Source organism: Helicobacter pylori (genome assembly GCA_008032935.1).
GTDB classification, from domain to species: Bacteria; Campylobacterota; Campylobacteria; order Campylobacterales; family Helicobacteraceae; genus Helicobacter; species Helicobacter pylori_CX.
Map to the genome: position 1 here is coordinate 592,595 of CP032039.1, position 16,399 is coordinate 608,993.

16 protein-coding genes and 2 pseudogenes are annotated in these 16,399 nt (G+C 39.5%); 4 read left to right on the plus strand and 14 right to left on the minus strand.

All coding sequences use genetic code 11. The features are described from left to right. Positions 1 to 90: 90 nt before the first annotated feature. Positions 91 to 333, plus strand: a complete 243-nt coding sequence (locus tag D2C78_03045) for a hypothetical protein (GenBank protein QEF35008.1) — start codon at positions 91 to 93, stop codon at positions 331 to 333. A 93-nt stretch (positions 334 to 426) separates the two neighbouring features. On the opposite strand, the gene D2C78_03050 is transcribed toward D2C78_03045, so the two are convergent. The 5 genes and pseudogenes from D2C78_03050 to D2C78_03070 form a co-directional block, all read right to left on the minus strand. After that, a complete protein-coding gene (locus tag D2C78_03050; GenBank protein ID QEF35009.1) occupies positions 427 to 1,431 on the minus strand; it encodes a formamidase in 1,005 nt (334 codons plus the stop codon). 165 nt (positions 1,432 to 1,596) lie between these two features. Continuing rightward, positions 1,597 to 2,724: a carbamoyl-phosphate synthase small subunit gene (locus D2C78_03055; GenBank protein ID QEF35010.1), complete on the minus strand. Its 1,128-nt coding sequence runs from the start codon at positions 2,722 to 2,724 to the stop codon at positions 1,597 to 1,599. Beyond that, entirely contained in the window at positions 2,724 to 3,275 is a 552-nt protein-coding gene (locus tag D2C78_03060; GenBank protein QEF35011.1) for a DUF507 family protein, read from the minus strand. Before D2C78_03060 ends, D2C78_03055 begins: the two co-directional genes overlap by 1 nt. Positions 3,276 to 3,354: 79 nt before the next feature. Next, positions 3,355 to 4,601, minus strand: a pseudogene (locus D2C78_03065) (hypothetical protein). A 3-nt stretch (positions 4,602 to 4,604) separates the two neighbouring features. Next, complete coding sequence (locus D2C78_03070) at positions 4,605 to 5,501, minus strand: DMT family transporter (protein ID QEF35012.1); 897 nt, start codon at positions 5,499 to 5,501, stop codon at positions 4,605 to 4,607. A gap of 396 nt (positions 5,502 to 5,897) precedes the next feature. Here D2C78_03070 and D2C78_03075 point away from each other — a divergent pair, with 396 nt between their 5' ends. Next, the gene (locus D2C78_03075; GenBank protein QEF35013.1) at positions 5,898 to 6,359 is read left to right on the plus strand and encodes a hypothetical protein; all 462 of its coding nucleotides are present in this window, start codon (positions 5,898 to 5,900) and stop codon (positions 6,357 to 6,359) included. Between the two features lie 24 nt (positions 6,360 to 6,383). Here the strand turns inward: D2C78_03075 and folP are convergent, their stop codons facing one another. The 6 genes from folP to D2C78_03105 form a co-directional block, all read right to left on the minus strand. Further along, a complete protein-coding gene (gene folP, locus D2C78_03080) occupies positions 6,384 to 7,526 on the minus strand; it encodes a dihydropteroate synthase (protein ID QEF35014.1) in 1,143 nt (380 codons plus the stop codon). Next, positions 7,523 to 8,179 (minus strand): DNA polymerase III subunit delta', encoded by a 657-nt coding sequence (locus D2C78_03085; GenBank protein ID QEF35015.1) that lies wholly within the window; start codon positions 8,177 to 8,179, stop codon positions 7,523 to 7,525. The genes folP and D2C78_03085 overlap by 4 nt, the downstream gene beginning before the upstream one ends. Continuing rightward, positions 8,176 to 8,718, minus strand: coding sequence for a DNA replication regulator family protein (locus D2C78_03090; GenBank protein QEF35016.1), 543 nt, complete (start codon positions 8,716 to 8,718; stop codon positions 8,176 to 8,178). The genes D2C78_03085 and D2C78_03090 overlap by 4 nt, the downstream gene beginning before the upstream one ends. Next, positions 8,715 to 9,932 carry an aspartate kinase gene (locus D2C78_03095; protein ID QEF35017.1) on the minus strand — a complete coding sequence of 406 codons (1,218 nt, stop codon included), beginning with the start codon at positions 9,930 to 9,932 and terminating at the stop codon, positions 8,715 to 8,717. The genes D2C78_03090 and D2C78_03095 overlap by 4 nt, the downstream gene beginning before the upstream one ends. Next, on the minus strand, positions 9,926 to 10,399 hold the full coding sequence (locus tag D2C78_03100; protein ID QEF35018.1) for an RNA pyrophosphohydrolase: 474 nt from the start codon (positions 10,397 to 10,399) through the stop codon (positions 9,926 to 9,928). The genes D2C78_03095 and D2C78_03100 overlap by 7 nt, the downstream gene beginning before the upstream one ends. Before the next feature lie 159 nt (positions 10,400 to 10,558). After that, positions 10,559 to 10,849 carry a cytochrome c gene (locus D2C78_03105; protein QEF35019.1) on the minus strand — a complete coding sequence of 97 codons (291 nt, stop codon included), beginning with the start codon at positions 10,847 to 10,849 and terminating at the stop codon, positions 10,559 to 10,561. A gap of 74 nt (positions 10,850 to 10,923) precedes the next feature. Between D2C78_03105 and D2C78_03110 the strand changes: the two genes are divergently transcribed. After that, on the plus strand, positions 10,924 to 11,982 hold the full coding sequence (locus D2C78_03110) for a coproporphyrinogen III oxidase family protein (protein QEF35020.1): 1,059 nt from the start codon (positions 10,924 to 10,926) through the stop codon (positions 11,980 to 11,982). Between the two features lie 45 nt (positions 11,983 to 12,027). On the opposite strand, the gene crcB is transcribed toward D2C78_03110, so the two are convergent. Genes crcB through D2C78_03125 form a run of 3 tightly spaced genes read right to left on the minus strand, consistent with a single transcriptional unit; the run spans position 12,028 to position 13,488 of the window. Then, complete coding sequence (gene crcB, locus D2C78_03115) at positions 12,028 to 12,420, minus strand: fluoride efflux transporter CrcB (GenBank protein QEF35021.1); 393 nt, start codon at positions 12,418 to 12,420, stop codon at positions 12,028 to 12,030. Positions 12,421 to 12,466: 46 nt separating this feature from the next. After that, positions 12,467 to 13,147 (minus strand): uroporphyrinogen-III synthase, encoded by a 681-nt coding sequence (locus D2C78_03120; GenBank protein QEF35022.1) that lies wholly within the window; start codon positions 13,145 to 13,147, stop codon positions 12,467 to 12,469. A 2-nt stretch (positions 13,148 to 13,149) separates the two neighbouring features. Then, entirely contained in the window at positions 13,150 to 13,488 is a 339-nt protein-coding gene (locus tag D2C78_03125; GenBank protein ID QEF35023.1) for a rhodanese-like domain-containing protein, read from the minus strand. 65 nt (positions 13,489 to 13,553) lie between these two features. Between D2C78_03125 and D2C78_03130 the strand changes: the two are divergent. Then, positions 13,554 to 16,399: pseudogene (locus D2C78_03130) on the plus strand (FAD-binding oxidoreductase).

Consider the following 16,399-nt stretch of genomic DNA (forward strand, 5'->3'; position numbering starts at 1 on the left):
AAAACACTATCCACTGACTGATAAACCCCCTTGACAAACAAAAAAACGATATAATACAACATTTGATGTTTAAGGAGTTGTCATGGGGTCTTGGTCTCGTATTCTTTTATCAATCTTGGTGGTGGTTTTGGGATTAGCGCTTACTACCATGCTCATAAATTGGCATGTTTAGCGGGAATGATCTATTGTGGCTATGGCATTATTACAGATTTTAGCGCTCTATCATCTACAATGGGGTGGTGGTCTTTATCAAAAATAACATGGTTTTGTGTGGGCTATATCGCTTTATGGGGCTTACGCTTTTTATGGGTCGTCTTACATGCTCTACAATAGAAGACTATTCGTAAAAATTGATTGAAAAAAAATTAAAATAGGGGAAAAACCAGAACCTTTAAACAGGTTCTAGCAAAAATACAAGGTTAGGGATTATTTCCCAAAACGCCCACCGGTGGTAGGGTAGCCATAAATAGAGCCGTCTTTGATTTTCATGTGATCTTCCCAAGGCAATTTGTATTTACCAGCGGCTAAGTCTTTGATGTAGGTTAAGCCTGCGTCATGTTCTCCGCCCGGTTTAGCCACATACCCTCTATGGCCTAGGTTGTAAATGTTGTTTTCTAAGCCCCAGCTTAAGCGAGCGTTGTCTGCCATTTTAGGATAGATTTCCCCGGTTACAATCTCCCAAGGGTTGCGGTGCCCTTGAACAAGAGTCGTGCCATCAAAGTTACAGATTTGCCCCTCACCAAAGTAGTAAAAGACATTATCATAGCCGGCTAAATTCACGCTCACGGTATACATCAAATTGTGCCATGCGTTGGAGCGGTTGGTCAAAATCCACTGATCATTGACTTGAGTGCTATAGCCTGAAATGCGGATATACACATTGCACCCTTTATAGGCTGCTTCTCTAGCGAGCTCTGGAATCATGCCGTCATGGCAAATGCACACGGCTAATTTTGATCCGCCCGGACCCTCGCACACAGGCATTCCTAAATCCCCAGGATACCATGGCTCAATAGGATTCCATGGGAATAGCTTGCGGTATTTTAAAATGATTTCACCTTGCGGATCGATGATAATGGCGGTGTTGTAGGGGTTTTTGTTAGAATCAGGATTGCGCTCCATGATTGAAAAAACACCATAAACTTTCGCCTCTTTACACGCTTGAGCGTATAACTCTGTCTCTTTACCCGGGACGTCTAATAAAAACTCTTCGCTAAGCCACTTAGCGGTATTCAAACCTTGCGTGCTATACTCAGGGAAAATGATAAGCTCCACTCCCGGATACCCCGCTTTAGTCGCATGCAAGGTTCTGATAATGCTTTCAATATTGTGATCAATATCCTTACGGCTGTTGACAATTGGCACAGGAAACTGAATGGCTGCCACTAAAAACCCTTCAATAGGTTTGCCCATACTACCGATACTTCCCATAATAACTCCTTCTAAAAGTTTTGTCGCAATAACAATAACAATTATTGCGAGAGAATACTATTGCAAGAGAACTAATTTAGAGTAAATGCGAGATTTTTTGATAAAAAGATTTAAATCTATTTTTAAAGCGCTTTTCAACCTTTATAGGTGTTGTTTTAAAACCCCCTAAAAACCCTTTAACAATCCCACAAATTCCTTAAAAATATAATGGCTTTCTTTGGGGCCTGGGCTGCTTTCTGGGTGGTGCTGGACAGAGATGATGGGAGCGTTTTTATAGCGCACGCCCTCAATGGTGTTGTCAAAAAGATTGCGGTGCGTGATAGTAGCGATTTCTTCAATTTCTTCAGGGATGCAATAGTTGTGGTTTTGCGCGGTGATTTCAACGGCGTTTGTTTTTAGGTTTTTAACGGGGTGGTTGCTCCCATGATGGCCAAATTTGAGCTTGTAAGTGGGATAACCTTGCGCGATAGAGAGCAATTGATGCCCTAAGCAAATGCCAAACATGGGGATTTTAGCTTCAATGAGTTGCTTGATTTCTTTAATTTCTTGCTGCAAGCTCAAAGGATCGCCCGGCCCATTAGAGAGGAAAATCCCGCTAATTTCTTTTTTTTCATAGGCTTTAATCAGCTCGCTAGCTTTAGTGTGGTGCGGGTAAATAAGGGCTTTTAACCCCACATTTTGAAGCTCGTTTAAAATATTGTCCTTAGCCCCAAAGTCTAGCACCGCGATAATTTTATGCGGAGTTTTTTCATCAAAAGGCTTGTAATCTAGGGTTTTGAAATCAAAAGTAGTGCGTTGGTGCGTGATGATTTTTGGCGTAGAAACGCTAGACACTAGGGGGGAGTGGGAAATTTTAGGAGCGTTTTTTAAAATTTCTTCAAGTTTGTTTTTGTCATGCTCTATCGTGGAAGCGACCATCATCAAGCACCCATGATGGCGTAAGGTTTTAATCAAACTCCTGGTATCAACGCCACAAATCCCTAAAACGCCGCGCTTTTTTAAATAAGCGCTCAAGCTAAAATCCGCCCTTGAATTAGAAAAAAATTCGTTGTAATGGCGCGCTAAAACCCCTGCGCATGAAAAAAAGGATTCATCATCTTTAGAATTAGCGCCCACAACCCCAATTTCAGGCATGCTAAAAACCACGAATTGCCCCTTATAGCTAGGGTCGCTAATGACTTCTTGATAGCCGCTCATAGAAGTGTTAAAAACAAGCTCGCCCGCTTGCGTGCCGCTAGCCCCAAAACTTTGCGCTTGCAAAAAAAGCCCGTTTTCTAAGTAGAGAGAGACCATTATAAAAAGCCCTTGCGCCTTAATTCTTCTTCATAAAGCCTTTCAAACACGAGCTCGTATTCATCGCTCCCTACGGGCAGTTTGCGTTTGTAATGCTTGATTTTTTCATGCACTTCATTTTCAATGCTTTCATACGCTTTAGAATAGGTGTCAATGGATTTGTAAATCAAGTTTCTTATCAAATTCTCTGACACATTAAACATGATTAAATCTTCGTCTAAGATTTTATTCAAAATCTGGTGCGACAAATCGCTGCACCTTTCTTCCCAAAACAAATGAAAGCCCTCTTTTTGAGCGATCTGTCTTTTAATCATCCAAAAAAGCTGCCTTTCATCCATCCGCATGAATTCTATCTCATCGGTGTTTTCTTCTAAAAGCTCTCTGGCTTGCTCATCTATGGCGTTTTCTTTTTTAACGCTTTTTTCCAAAATCCCCTCTATCAATTCACACAATAATTCTCTAGGGGCTTTTAATTCTAATAGTTTTGAATGGATAAAGTCGTTAGCAATCTTATGGCTTATGTGGGTGATATGGGTTAGTTTGAGTCTCATGATTTTTCTCGCGTATTTTATATTTTGTTTAGAGTGTATTTTATCGTTTTTTAGATAAAACGCTTTTTAAAGAATTAATTTAATGGCGCACCAAACTATAGGATTGTAGAATTTTATCAGCGTAGATGATTGTAATATCAGGGCGTTTTTTAGAAATCTTAGTGTTAATCAGTCTTAACCTCCCCCCTCTTTAATGCCATAGAATTGGAGCCTTAAAGCGAGTTGTTTATCGTTAGTGCGGATTTGATGGATGCCCCTTAATTGCAAGGCTGTAGCGACTTCTTTGGCTAAGAAATGCCGGTTTAATAATTTTTCATTAGCGCCAGAAATTTTACTCCCCCATAAAAAAAGCGTTTCAGTGAGCATTAAAAGATACAAACTGAAAACGCGCAAATAATATTGCCCCCTAAATTCCTTTAAACGCACCCTAAGGCTATTTAAAACGCTTTTAACAAACAAAGGCAAACCGATTAACGCTAAGGGGGCGAAAGTTTTTAAATCTATCTCTTGGCGCATGCTCAAAAGCAAAGGGAAAAGCCAACCGCTCGCGCTCATAAAGGCTAGTAACGATGGTTTTTTATCCAAAAGGGCTTTATAGAGCGTATAAGGGTAGTAGAGGAAGAATAAGGGTGAATATAAAAGCATGAGTTCTAAGCATGTGTCTATAAAATACCCACTAGGCAAGCCCTTATTGAAACTCCCGCTAAAAAGAGCGGTATTCACAATTAAAACCACCAAAATAAAGATCGCGCTCTTAAAATAGCGTCTTCTTAAAGCGTAGGCAAAAACCCCTAGTAAAAGCGGGATAAACGCGCCGTCTAAAAACGCGCAAGCGCTAAGGGTTAAATAAGGGATTTTTTGGGTTTTGATATACAAATAGCTAACCAAAAGCCCAAGGCTTAACAACAGCACGCTTTTAGCTAGTAAAATCGCAAAGAGATTCACTCCAGGCAATAAAGCGTAAGTCAATACCACATAAAGGGCGTCTTTAGGCTTTTTTAAAATCTTTCGCCCTATCAAATAAAATAAAAACATGTTAATGAGATGAGCGATCAAAAAAGGCAATCTTAAAGCCAAATCGTTTTGACCTAAAATAGCGGTGCTTTTTTGAGCGATTTGAACAAACCATGCGCTGCTATAAAAAAAATCCTTCGCTTCATTGTAGCTGATAGAAATTTCTCCACTCATCAACAGCCCCAAAGCTAGGACTAAAAAAGCCATGATGATAAAAATTAAATCGCTTAAATCAAAGCTCCTTGTTTTTTTTTCCGGATAAATAAAATAGCGGAAATATAACAGAGCGCTTTGTAAGGGGCTTAGTTGCATGACTTAAATTTTTTTTAATTCTTTTAAAAGAGCGGGCAAGGCAATGAGTAAGCCTGAACATAAGATCAAAGCCACCCCTAAAGAGCTTTTAAGATCCAAAAATGTATCGCCTAAATACAGCCCAAACAACAGCCCCCAAACAATGCGGGTGTATTCAATGGGGGCGATGATCCCAGCAGGAGCGTTCATGTAAGCATAAGTTAAGAAATACTGCCCTAAAGTCCCGCTAATCCCTATTAAAGAAATCCACAAAATATCCTCTTTTCTAGGGATATGAATGCCTGTGGATAAAAAAGGAATATCAACAAACATGCCTATTAATCCAAGAAGGCTCATGCCAAAGGCGAACGCTAAAATCACGGCTTGCTTGTCATAATATTCCCTCAAATCCCTTAAAGTGATATACGCTAAAGACACAAAGATCCCGCTCAATATGCCCATAAAAATTTCAACCGGCCCCACATTTTCCACGCTAGGATCGGAGATCAACACCACCCCCACTAGCCCGATGCATGCGGAAATTAACGCGCTTCTTTTGAGCTTTTCTTTCAAAAGAAAAGGGGAAAGAAGCACCGTATAAATCGGCGCACATTGCGAGAAAGCCGTCGCTGTAGCGAGCGAAATTTTTTCAATATTATAAAAAAACGCTAACATGGCCAAGCCCCCTACAACGACCCTAAAAGCGAGCTTTTTAAAACCGCCTTGTTTGTAACTCTTCAAGCGGTAGGGTTTGAAAGGATAAATAAGTAAGAGTAAGAGCGTCATGGTAATGGAGCGGTAAAACACATTTTCCATAGGGGAAAAATAATCCGCTGTGATTTTAACAAACGCGCTCATGATTCCAAAGCATAAGTTCGCCAAGAGTATCATTGAAACGCCAAATAAAATGGTATTACGCATGCCTTTTACCCATCAATAAAGATTTTTAGGGTAGTTTAACCTAAAATCTCTAATTAAGGATTAAAGTTTTTAAGCTCTAAAAGCATAAAAGTTGCATTGATTGGTAAAATCATGTTATAACAATGTTTTAGGAGTTTTACCTTTTGTTTTGTCTAGAATCATTCTAGAAGCTTCAGCATTTCAAACTCCTTATAGAAATATGAAAACATAAAAACACGAATCCTTTTTGAAAATAAACTCCTAGACCCTTTTTAAAGGGTTTGAACGCCACTATTAGAAAACTCTTTTAAGCTTTTTAAATCCCTTGTTTTGTTAAAACCCCATGCTAGAGGATTATCTCATTAGGGAATGGATTTTGCTTAATATCAGCGTAAAATTCAATTTTAGGAAATTCGCATGGCTGTTTCTTCTATCAATCAGTTTGATTCTAACCTCTATGGGCTTTTAAACGCTAAAAGCGCTCCTAAAGAAGACCTAGCTCCTGTTGAAAACACAGAAAAAATAGAGCGAGAAAAAAAGGACGCTCCAACAGAAAACCTCCCCTTTAACCCTGACAAGCGAGAAACTTACGGCTTTTTGGTTTTAGAATTGATGAGCGATAGGGAGTATGAGGCTTTTTTAAGGGCTACGGCTGGAATGGATGAGAGCCAAAAACGCTTGGCCGCTCAGTCGCTCTATAGTTTGACGGATTTTTATAACGGAAAATTCTCTAAAGAAGTGGAAAACGCCCCCAAGCAACCGATAAATGGCTTGCACAAAAAAGCCCTACAAACCTTTAACGCTACCAACCATAACGCTTTTTTGCAACGCTACCAGAACGCTTATAATAACCCTTCTTCTATGGATGTTACCCTTTAAAACAAGGTTAGGGTGAGGCGCTTTTCAATTTGTTTCTTCCAAGCTCTTAAACACCTTGATGAGGTCTATATGCTCATCAATGTCATGCGTTCTTAAAATACTCGCTCCATTTTGCAGTGCCATTAAATGCAAACTCAAAGTGCCGGCGAGCCGGTTTTGAACTTCACGCCCGGTGATAAGCCCGATCGTGTTTTTACGACTCGCTCCCACCAATAAGGGTTTTTTGAATTTGAGGAAGTGGCTTAAATGCTTGATTAAGGCTAAATTATGCTCTTTTAATTTAGCGAACCCAAACCCTATATCTAAAATAATATCTTGAAGCGCGTGTTTTTCTAAAACCTCTAGTTTTTCCTTAAAGAAGCGATCCATTTCATCAAACAGATTGTGGTAAAAAACATTTTCTTGCATGTCTTTGGGGGTTTTTTGAGCGTGCATTAAAATGCAAGTGGGCTTGTAATCTTTTGCGACTTCTAGCATTTCAACGCTATTAAAACCGCTCACATCATTAAGGATGGAAAAATAATGCTCCAAAGCCATTTGGGCGGTTGTGGCATGGTAGGTGTCTATGCTGAATTTAGCGCATTGGTAGAGTTTTTGGGATTTGATTTCTAATAAAACTTCTTTTAAGCGATCTTGCTCTATTTTTGGATCAATGGTTTCACTCCCTGGCCTTGAACTGGCTGCGCCTATATCAATGAGCGTGATACCCTTTTCTAGCAATTGATAGATTTCTTCAAGCGCTTTTTTGCTATCAAACCGGCTTTTTTCATAAAAACTATCCGGCGTGAGATTCAAAATTGCCATGATCTGTGGGTTGTTAGGCTTTTGGGATTTAAGGTGGCTTTTTAATTCTTGCGCTAAATTTTTAAGCCCAAAGGGTTGGGAATGGCACTTGACAATAAGGCGTTCTAACTGGTTAGCGCTCACAATCAGCACCCCATCATAAAAAGACTCTTTAGCTAAAATACAATCTCTTGGCGTGGCGAAATCGCCCCCAACGCTGATGGCCTCTTGTTTTAAAATGAGCGTTGCACTTAAGGGCAGATGCTGGATTTCAAAAACAAAGCTAACGCCTTTTTTGTGCATATGGGTTTGAGCGGATTTTTCTGATCCGGTTTTTAAAAGGGCGTTTTTGAGCGCATCAGGGTTAAGGCGTTTTAAAATCATGGCGTTTTCTTTTTAGATAAAAGGCTTAAAAGTAAAGGTAAAAGATTATAGCTGAGCTTGTAATAAGAGTTATTAGCCTTAATCGCTAAATCAAAGGCTTGCAATTCTTGCTCGTTTAATGGGATCTTATGCCTATTGACGCTCTCTAACAGGCTTTCAATTTTTTCCCTCTGATTTTCTCTGGAATCAAAATTTTCTTTGTCTAAATTTTTTAAAAACGCATAAATATCTTTCAAATCCAGCCTTGATAGATCCAAATCTAAAGGTTTTAGGGGGATTTTTTGGCGCCTGTCTTCTTTGATCAGGCGGGATTTAATGGTGGCTAACACATGGTTTGGGCTTTTAGCGAACATGATAAAACAAACATTATTCGGAGGTTCTTCTAAGATTTTTAAAAGCGCGTTTTGGGCTTCTATGCCATAGCTGGGTGCAGCGATTAAAAAAGCGTTCAGTTCGCTGTGTTTGAGATGGGCCTTTGAAATCACTTCTTTGGCATGCTCTATTTTAAAATCCTTGTTAAAAGTTTTGATCACCTTTTTGTCTTTTTCAATGATCTCGGTGTAGAATTTAATGTGGTGTTCAAAAAGGCTTGCAGTCTCTTCTAGGCTCTCTTCAAGATTGTCCGTATAAATAAGGCGGTTGAGGTTTTTCACAGAGTAACCTTATTGTATAGCACGCTAAAAAGCGCGTTTTCAAAGAGTTTGAAGAGTTGCAATAATTTATAATCTAGCAAATTATCATGCTCTTTTAAAAGCAAGCAATCTTCTTTAAGCTCTTCAAAAAGCCATAAAAAACTAGGGATTTTACTCAATAGTAAGGTTTTCAAGCCTTCATTTTCAATTTTCCCAACATGCCAAAACATGGGGTTTTGATAAGTCATCTCTATGGTGGCCAGAGAGAGATTCGCATCGTTTTTAGGGTAGAAAGAAGAAGCGTTAAAATCAATGACGGACAATAAGGGGCGCTCTTTTAAGTCTTTAGGGTTGAGATTAGAAAGAATGTAGTTTAAAAACCAGTGCCTAGAAGAATCAGCGCTCACTAACAGCGATCCGCCATTAAGCACATGCGAGATGGTTTGCGCGATGAGCTTGGCGTAGCTTGATCGCTCTAACTCCAGCCACCCGCTTTGTTGGGCGATAAATTCCCCCTGATCGCGCACAAATTCCTTGATCCAATCGTAGAAATTTTTCATTGATCTAATTGATACACCGCATGCAAAGTTCTAACCGCTAATTCAGCGTATTTAATGTCAATCAAAACCGAAATTTTAATCTCGCTTGTAGAAATCATCATGATATTGATATTGTCTTTGGCTAGGGCTTTAAAAGCGATACTCGCTACCCCAGAATGCGACTTCATGCCCACGCCCACTATGGAAACTTTAGCGATATTTTCATCATAATCAATGGAATCCATTTGCGCTAAAAAAGGCTTTAAGGCTTGCTTGGTTTCTTCTATTTGGGTTTTAACGATCGTAAAATCCAAATCGGTTTTGCCGTCTCTGCCGATCGTTTGGACGATCATATCCACATTAATGCGATACTCCGCTAAAGCGCCAAAGATTTCAGCGGCAATGCCTGGCCTATCTTCCACGCCCTCCATGCTCACACGAGCCTGATTCTTATCCAATGCGATCCCACTCACTATAGGGGTTTCCATGCGTTCTCCTTTAAAGTCTTTTTCAGCCACAATGAGCGTGCCTTCGCTATGGTTAAACGAATTGCGAGTCACTAACTTCACGCTGAGTTTTTTAGCTAATTCCACCGAGCGGTTTAATAAAACCTTAGCCCCCATAGAAGCCAGTTCAAGCATTTCATCATAGCTGATTTGTGCGATTTTTTGAGCCTTTTCTTCAATGCGTGGATCAGTGGTATAAACGCCATCCACATCCGTATAGATTTCGCACAAATGCGCTTTTAAAGCCCCGGCCAAAGCGACCGCACTCAAATCGCTCCCCCCACGCCCTAAAGTCGTTGTTTCGCCTTGAATGTCAGCGCCTTGAAACCCAGCGATCACCACAATGTAGTTTTTTTCTAAAAGCTCTGCGATGCGTTTGGTGTCAATGGATTGGATCACGGCGTTTTGAAAATGCGAACTGGTTAAAATGCCCGCTTCTTTCCCGCTCAAGGAAATGGCTCTATGCCCATACCTCTCTAACGCCATGCTCAAAGCCGCGCTTGAAACCAATTCCCCCACGCTTACAATCCTATCCATTTCTCGCTTGTTAGGGTTATGGCTAAAATTCTTGCCAAATTCTAAAAGCCTATCGGTTTCGCCGCTCATTGCCGAAACCACTACCACCACCTGATGCCCTAATTTAACGCTTTCTAAAACCCTTTGAGCGACATTGTGGATCCTTTCTACGCTGCCCATGCTCGTGCCGCCGTATTTTTGAACGATTAACACCCTAAATACCCCTCTCTTCTGAAATAAGCAATGACTTGGCGATACACTTGACGCTTAAAGGGAACGATTTTTTTAAGCAAATCCTTAAGATGAATGAATTGGTAAGCTCTAAATTCTGGCGTGTGCTTGTTCAAATCAATGTTGTTAGCATGCTTTAGGCGCACTAAAAAATAGCGTTGTTTTTGCCCGTCAAACGAATAGAATTTGTGCTCCATATTGCTTGGGAAATCATAGGCGATCCATCTGGGGTATTGCGCTAAAATCTCTATTTCATTCGTGCCAATTTCTTCTAATAATTCTCTATGGAGCGCTTCTAAAGGGGTTTCACCCTCATCAATGCCCCCTTGGGGGAATTGCCACGCTCCTTCAATATCTATGCGCTCAGCGATAAAAATTTCGCATGTATTAGGGTAATCTGGCGACACAATGATAGCCGCAACATTAGGACGATATTTTTTATGTAGCATAGGTCTTTATTTTAGCTCTTTCTTGTTTGATTAAGATGGTATTATAGTGTATGCTGGCTTTAAGTAGGGTTAAGAACGCCATTAAAATCAAAAATTAAAAAAAAGGGCTTGAAACTCATTTTAATAGCGCCCAAACAGCACTATTAAAACTAAGAGAATTTATTTGAGAGTGGGGATGTATTTGGCTAAAGCTTTGATGTCTTCATCGCTTAATTTTTTAGCTTGCATGGTCATGACAGGATTCTTGTTGGCACCGCTTTTAAAACCCATAAGCTCTTTTTCAATTTCCGCTTCACTCATCATGTTGACGATTTTGCTTTTGCCTAAAGCTTTCTTTTCAAACTTAACCCCATGGCAAGCGGCACAACTTTTTGCAAGAGCCTTAACATCTGTTGCCATTAAAGCGTTTGCGAACGCTAAAACGCCTAAAGCCATAATAACCTTTTTCATAGTGTGTCTCCTCATGCTTATCAAAATAACCCTAAAATGATACAATTACAAGTTTAAGTTTTGCTTAAAATGAAATGAAAATGAGAGAAATAAATATGATTTTATACATTCATATTCCCTTTTGTGAAAATAAATGCGGTTATTGCGCTTTCAATTCCTATGAAAATAAGCATGGGCTAAAAGAAGAATACACTCAAGCGCTATGCCTGGATTTAAAGCATGCCTTAAGCCAAACTGATGAACCAATTGAGAGCGTTTTTATTGGCGGCGGCACGCCTAACACTTTAAGCGTGGAGTCTTTTGAAAGGATTTTTGAAAGCATTTACTACAATGCGCGCTTGAGCATGGATTGTGAGATCACCACTGAAGCTAACCCCGAATTGATCACTAAAGCTTGGTGTCAAGGCTTAAAAGATTTAGGGATCAACCGCTTGAGTTTAGGGGTGCAAAGTTTTAGGGAGGATAAATTATTGTTTTTAGAGCGCCAACATTCCAAAAATATCGCTCCTGTGATAGAAACTATTTTAAATAGCGGGATTGAAAATGTCAGCATTGATTTGATTTATAACACCCCATTAGACAATGAAAACTCTTTAAAAGAAGAATTAAAGCTCGCTGAAGAACTCCCTATCAACCACTTGAGTGCTTATGCTTTGAGTGTTGAAAAAAACACGAATTTAGAAAAAAACGCCAAAAAACCCTCATGCACCAATTTTGACAATGCCATAAAAGAGATTTTAGAGGGCTTTTCTTTCAAGCAATACGAAGTGTCTAATTACGCTAGAAATTATCAAGTCAAGCACAATTTAGCTTACTGGGGGGCTAAAGATTATTTAGGGTGTGGGGCTGGGGCTGTAGGCTGCGTGGCGAATGAGCGCTTTTATGCGAAAAAACTCATAGAAAACTACATCAAAGACCCCCTAAAACGCCAAGTTGAAACGCTTAGCGAACAAGACAAACGTTTAGAAAAGCTGTTTTTAGGCTTAAGGTGCGTGCTGGGGGTTGAGCTTAGTTTCTTAGATGAAAATAAAGTAAAGTTTTTGATTGAAGAAAACAAGGCTTTCATTAAAAATGACCGATTGGTAGCGAGCGATTTTTTCATGGCCGATGAAATGGCTTTGTGGCTGTTGTAAGGCTCTGTTTGAATCAAGCGTTAATAAAACGCTAAAAAGCGTTTTTTAATTAATGCCTACAAAATTTTTAGCCAAAAACCAACCAATGGCTACCCCAATAAGCCCTAAAATGTTAGTGCCTAAGGCATAAGAAACGGCTTCAATGTATTGGGATTTTTGCAAGAGTTTTAAAGTGTCTAACCCATAAGAAGAAAAGGTCGTAAAACCTCCTAAAACCCCAGTTATAAAGAAAATCCCAAAATCATCGCCAAAAACTTTTTTAACAGCTAAATGCCCCATAAAGCCGATGACAAAACACCCTATGATATTCACGCTAAAAGTCCCTAAAGGAAAACTTTCAAACATTAAAAATTTACTGGGCATCATTTTGCCCACAAAATACCTTAACGAACTCCCTATAGCCCCCCCTAAAGCGGCCCATAAAAAGACAAAATTCATGCATCATCCTTTAAAAAATCACTGAGAGCATTATAATGAGATGTCTTTAACATTCTTTAACCCTCAAACTCAAAGCCAGCTCTAAACACGCTTCTAAGGAGGGCTTTTTGGCGCTATAGCTTTGAATGCCTTGCTCTTGCAAATAAAGAGCGGTCGTGTTGCCAATGCTTATAGCGGTGTAATTTTCTAAAAATTCAAAATAGTGCAAGAAGGCTTTTGCATGGCTTATAGCGGTAAAAATAAGAATGCTCTTTTCTTTGGGTTTTAGGGCGTTTTGTTCGCTTAAGGTTAAATGTTTGAGCTTGTTTTCATAAACAACGGCTTGTTGGAAATTAATGCCATGCTCTAAAAGAATGGTGTCTAAAGGAGAGGCAATTTCTTTTGCCCTGAGATACAAAACGCTTTTTTTTTCCAATAAAGGAAGGATTTCTTGAACAAACTCCTTGCCATGGGCTTTTTCCCCTATAAAGGCGACTTTAAAATGGTGATCTTGTAGAGTTTTGGCGGTGGGTTCGCTCAAAGCGTAGGCAGGAATGTTTTGTAAAATTTTGAGTTTGGGGCTGTTTTTTAGGGTTTCTAACAAGGAAAACACCGCATTTTTAGAAGTGAAAACAAGAGCGTTAAAAGGGGTTGGATCTAATTCTAATGGATAGTAGTGCAATTCATTTAAAATGAGAGTCTTATAGGGGGCGATTCTTTGAGAATGCACCCATACAATCTCCCTCATGCTTAGTTTTTTTTATTGCTCAAAGAGGTATCATCATAGACCATTCTAAAGCCGTATTTTTCAAAATCATAGACATTGCCCTCTAAATAATAGGGCGTATAGCCTAATTCATGCATGCTTTTAGCCGCATCTAAAGCCCTGCGACCAGCCCTGCAATGGAGCAACACTTTTTGATCTTTGTGTTGGGCTAAAAAATCAGCGAGCTTTTCTTGGTCATTGACGCTAATGAGCGTGGCGTTAGGCAAATGCAGTTCTTCATATTCGTCCAACTCGCGCACATCTACGACAATAAAATCATTGAAATTGACTTCTTCTAAACTGATCGCATAATCTTCGAGCATGTTTATCCTTAATTTTTAAAGTAAGGTTATGTTACAATGATTTGATAAATAGGAATATTTAAGGAGTGCGTGTGGAAGAAAATTATCATGCTTTTTTTACCGAAGCGAGCGGGTTTTTAAACGAGCGGATCTTTAAGGATTATTTACGCCGTTTGGCTTATGGCATTGATGCGTCATGTTATCGTTATATCCCTAAAATAGTCGCTTGGGTGAAAAATGAAGAAGAAGTTCAAAAGCTTTGTGTTTTAGCCAAAAAGCATGGCGTTACATTGACTTTTAGAGCGGCTGGGAGTTCTTTATCAGGGCAAGCGATCTGTGATGGGGTGCTGGTTATGGTTACGCATTTTTTCAAAGACGCTAAAATTTTAAATAACGCTACAAGCATTCAGCTCTCATGCGGAGTCATAGGGAGTAACGCGAACGCTTTATTGAAACCTTATCATAAAAAAATAGGCCCGGATCCTTCTACGATAAACACCGCTATGATAGGGGGATTGTCGCTAATAACGCTAGCGGGATGTGTTGCGGGGTGGAGCAAAACAGCTACAAAACCCTAAAATCCTTAAGAGTGATTTTAGCTGATGGCACTCTTTTAGACACGGCCAATCAAGAGAGCGTTGAGGATTTCAAAAACGCGCGTAAAGATTTGATTGAAGGGGTTTTAAACTTAAGAAAAGAAATATTAGAAGATAAGGAATTGCATGCTCTAATCAAGAAAAAATACGAGATCAAAAACACCACCGGCTACAGCTTAAACGCTCTCATTGATTTTGAAGACCCTATTGAGATTATCAGCCATTTATTCATAGGCTCTGAGGGGACTTTAGGCTTTATTTCAAGCGTGGGATTAGAATGCGTGAAAGACTACGCTTACAAAACTTGCACGTTATTGTTTTATGAAAATTTAGAGCAATGCGCCAAAGCCGCTCAAATTTTAGCCGCCTTAAAAGCCAAACAACCCGAAATGATTTCTTCAGCAGAGCTTATGGATTATGCGTGCTTAAAAAGCGTGAAAAATTTAGAGGGCATGCCTAGAGTGGTTTTAGAAGTCAAAGAGCCTAACGCATGCTTACTCATTCAAAGCGAAAGCGATGATCCTTTGATTTTAGAAAACAACATGCAAGCGATTTTGAACGCTTTGAGTGCGGTACCGGTCGTTTTAGATTCTCAAATCAGCAGTGATCCTACTGTTTATCAATCGTGGTGGAAGATCAGAAAAGGCATTTTCCCTATCGCAGCGTCTCAAAGAAAAAGCCAAAGCTCTGTGATCATTGAAGATGTGTGCTTTAGTCAAGAAAATTTTGTAGAGGGAGCAAAAGCGATTGAAGGGCTTCTAAAAAAACATGGCTTTAAGGATAACAGCATTATTTTTGGGCATGCCTTAAGCGGGAATTTGCACTTTGTCGTTACGCCGATTTTAGAAAATGAAACTGAAAGAAAGGCGTTTGAAAATTTAGTTTCTGACATGTTTTTAATGGTGAGCGAAAGCTCTGGATCTATTAAAGCCGAACATGGCACAGGCAGGATGGTAGCCCCCTTTGTGGAAATGGAATGGGGAGAAAAAGCCTATAAAATCCACAAACAAATCAAAGAATTGTTTGATCCTAACGGCATTTTAAACCCTGATGTGATCATCACAAACGATAAAGAAATCCACACTAAAAATTTAAAGAGCATTCACCCTATTGAAGAGCATTTGGACATGTGCATGGAATGCGGGTTTTGTGAAAGGGTTTGCCCTAGCAAAGATTTATCTTTAACGCCACGACAACGAATCGTTATCCACAGAGAGATAGAGTGCTTAAAAGAAAGGGTAAGTCAAGGTCATAATGAAGATCAAGTTTTATTAGATGAGCTTTTAAAAGAGTCTGAATATTTAGCGCACGCCACTTGTGCGGTGTGCCATATGTGCTCTATGCTATGCCCTTTAGGAATTGATACCGGAAAGATCGCTTTAAATTATTATCAAAAAAACCCTAAAGGCGAAAAGATCGCTTCAAAGATCCTTAATAACATGCAAACAACCACAAGCGCGGCTCGTTTTTCTTTAAAAAGCGCTCGCTTCGTTCAAAATCTCATAGGCTCTCACAACTTAGTGAGCCTGACCAAAGGGATTAAAAAATTCATCAAGCCCTTCCCTAAAGCCTTTCATTACATGCCCAAAAACAACGCCTATCCTTTAGAAAATAAAACGCATAAGAGCGAAGAAAAAGTCATTTATTTCAGCACTTGCATCAACCGTTCGTTCGCTCCATCAACCAAAATGGCGGATAAAAGATGCATTCAAGAAGTGTTTGAATCCTTATGCCAAAAAGCCAAAGTTTCGGTAATGTATCCTAATGGATTGAATGCACTTTGTTGCGGGAAAGCCTTTATCAATTATACCGATTTGACCAAGCAAAACAATGAAAAAAACCATGCGATTTTTTTGCAATTAAGCGATAAGGGAAAAATACCGATCGTTTTAGACCATAGTGCATGTTCGACGCATTTTTTCAAGCAGATGAAAGCCTATAAGGATTTGAAAGTCTATGATTTGAGCGTCTATATTGAAGAAGTTCTAAGCCCTAAATTAAAATTCAACCCCATTAACGAAGACATAGGGCTATACACGATGTGCGCTTTAAAGTTAGAAAATAAAGAAGAGTTGTTATTCAATTTGGCTAAAAAATGCACTTTGGGCGAGATTGTTATCCATAAAGAGACGGGTTGTTGCGGCTTTGCGGGGAATAAGGGCTTTTTCACCCCTGAATTGAACGAGAGCGCTTTAAACGGCTTTCAAGAATTTTACCAATCCTATGATCTTAAAAGGGGCTTTTCCACTTCTAGCACTTGTGAAATTGGTTTGAGTGAAAAAACCCAATTCGCTTGGCAGCATATCGCTTATTTAGTGGATGCTTGCACGCTTTAA

Bases quoted from the DNA above. Each gene is read 5' to 3' on its own strand.
- D2C78_03050 (QEF35009.1), bottom strand. From the start codon at position 1,431: ATGGGAAGTATCGGTAGTATGGGCAAACCTATTGAAGGGTTTTTAGTG.
- D2C78_03055 (QEF35010.1), bottom strand. From the start codon at position 2,724: ATGGTCTCTCTCTACTTAGAAAACGGGCTTTTTTTGCAAGCGCAAAGT.
- D2C78_03060 (QEF35011.1), bottom strand. From the start codon at position 3,275: ATGAGACTCAAACTAACCCATATCACCCACATAAGCCATAAGATTGCT.
- D2C78_03070 (QEF35012.1), bottom strand. From the start codon at position 5,501: ATGCGTAATACCATTTTATTTGGCGTTTCAATGATACTCTTGGCGAAC.
- D2C78_03075 (QEF35013.1), top strand. From the start codon at position 5,898: ATGGCTGTTTCTTCTATCAATCAGTTTGATTCTAACCTCTATGGGCTT.
- folP (QEF35014.1), bottom strand. From the start codon at position 7,526: ATGATTTTAAAACGCCTTAACCCTGATGCGCTCAAAAACGCCCTTTTA.
- D2C78_03090 (QEF35016.1), bottom strand. From the start codon at position 8,718: ATGAAAAATTTCTACGATTGGATCAAGGAATTTGTGCGCGATCAGGGG.
- D2C78_03100 (QEF35018.1), bottom strand. From the start codon at position 10,399: ATGCTACATAAAAAATATCGTCCTAATGTTGCGGCTATCATTGTGTCG.
- D2C78_03105 (QEF35019.1), bottom strand. From the start codon at position 10,849: ATGAAAAAGGTTATTATGGCTTTAGGCGTTTTAGCGTTCGCAAACGCT.
- D2C78_03110 (QEF35020.1), top strand. From the start codon at position 10,924: ATGAAAATGAGAGAAATAAATATGATTTTATACATTCATATTCCCTTT.
- crcB (QEF35021.1), bottom strand. From the start codon at position 12,420: ATGAATTTTGTCTTTTTATGGGCCGCTTTAGGGGGGGCTATAGGGAGT.
- D2C78_03120 (QEF35022.1), bottom strand. From the start codon at position 13,147: ATGAGGGAGATTGTATGGGTGCATTCTCAAAGAATCGCCCCCTATAAG.
- D2C78_03125 (QEF35023.1), bottom strand. From the start codon at position 13,488: ATGCTCGAAGATTATGCGATCAGTTTAGAAGAAGTCAATTTCAATGAT.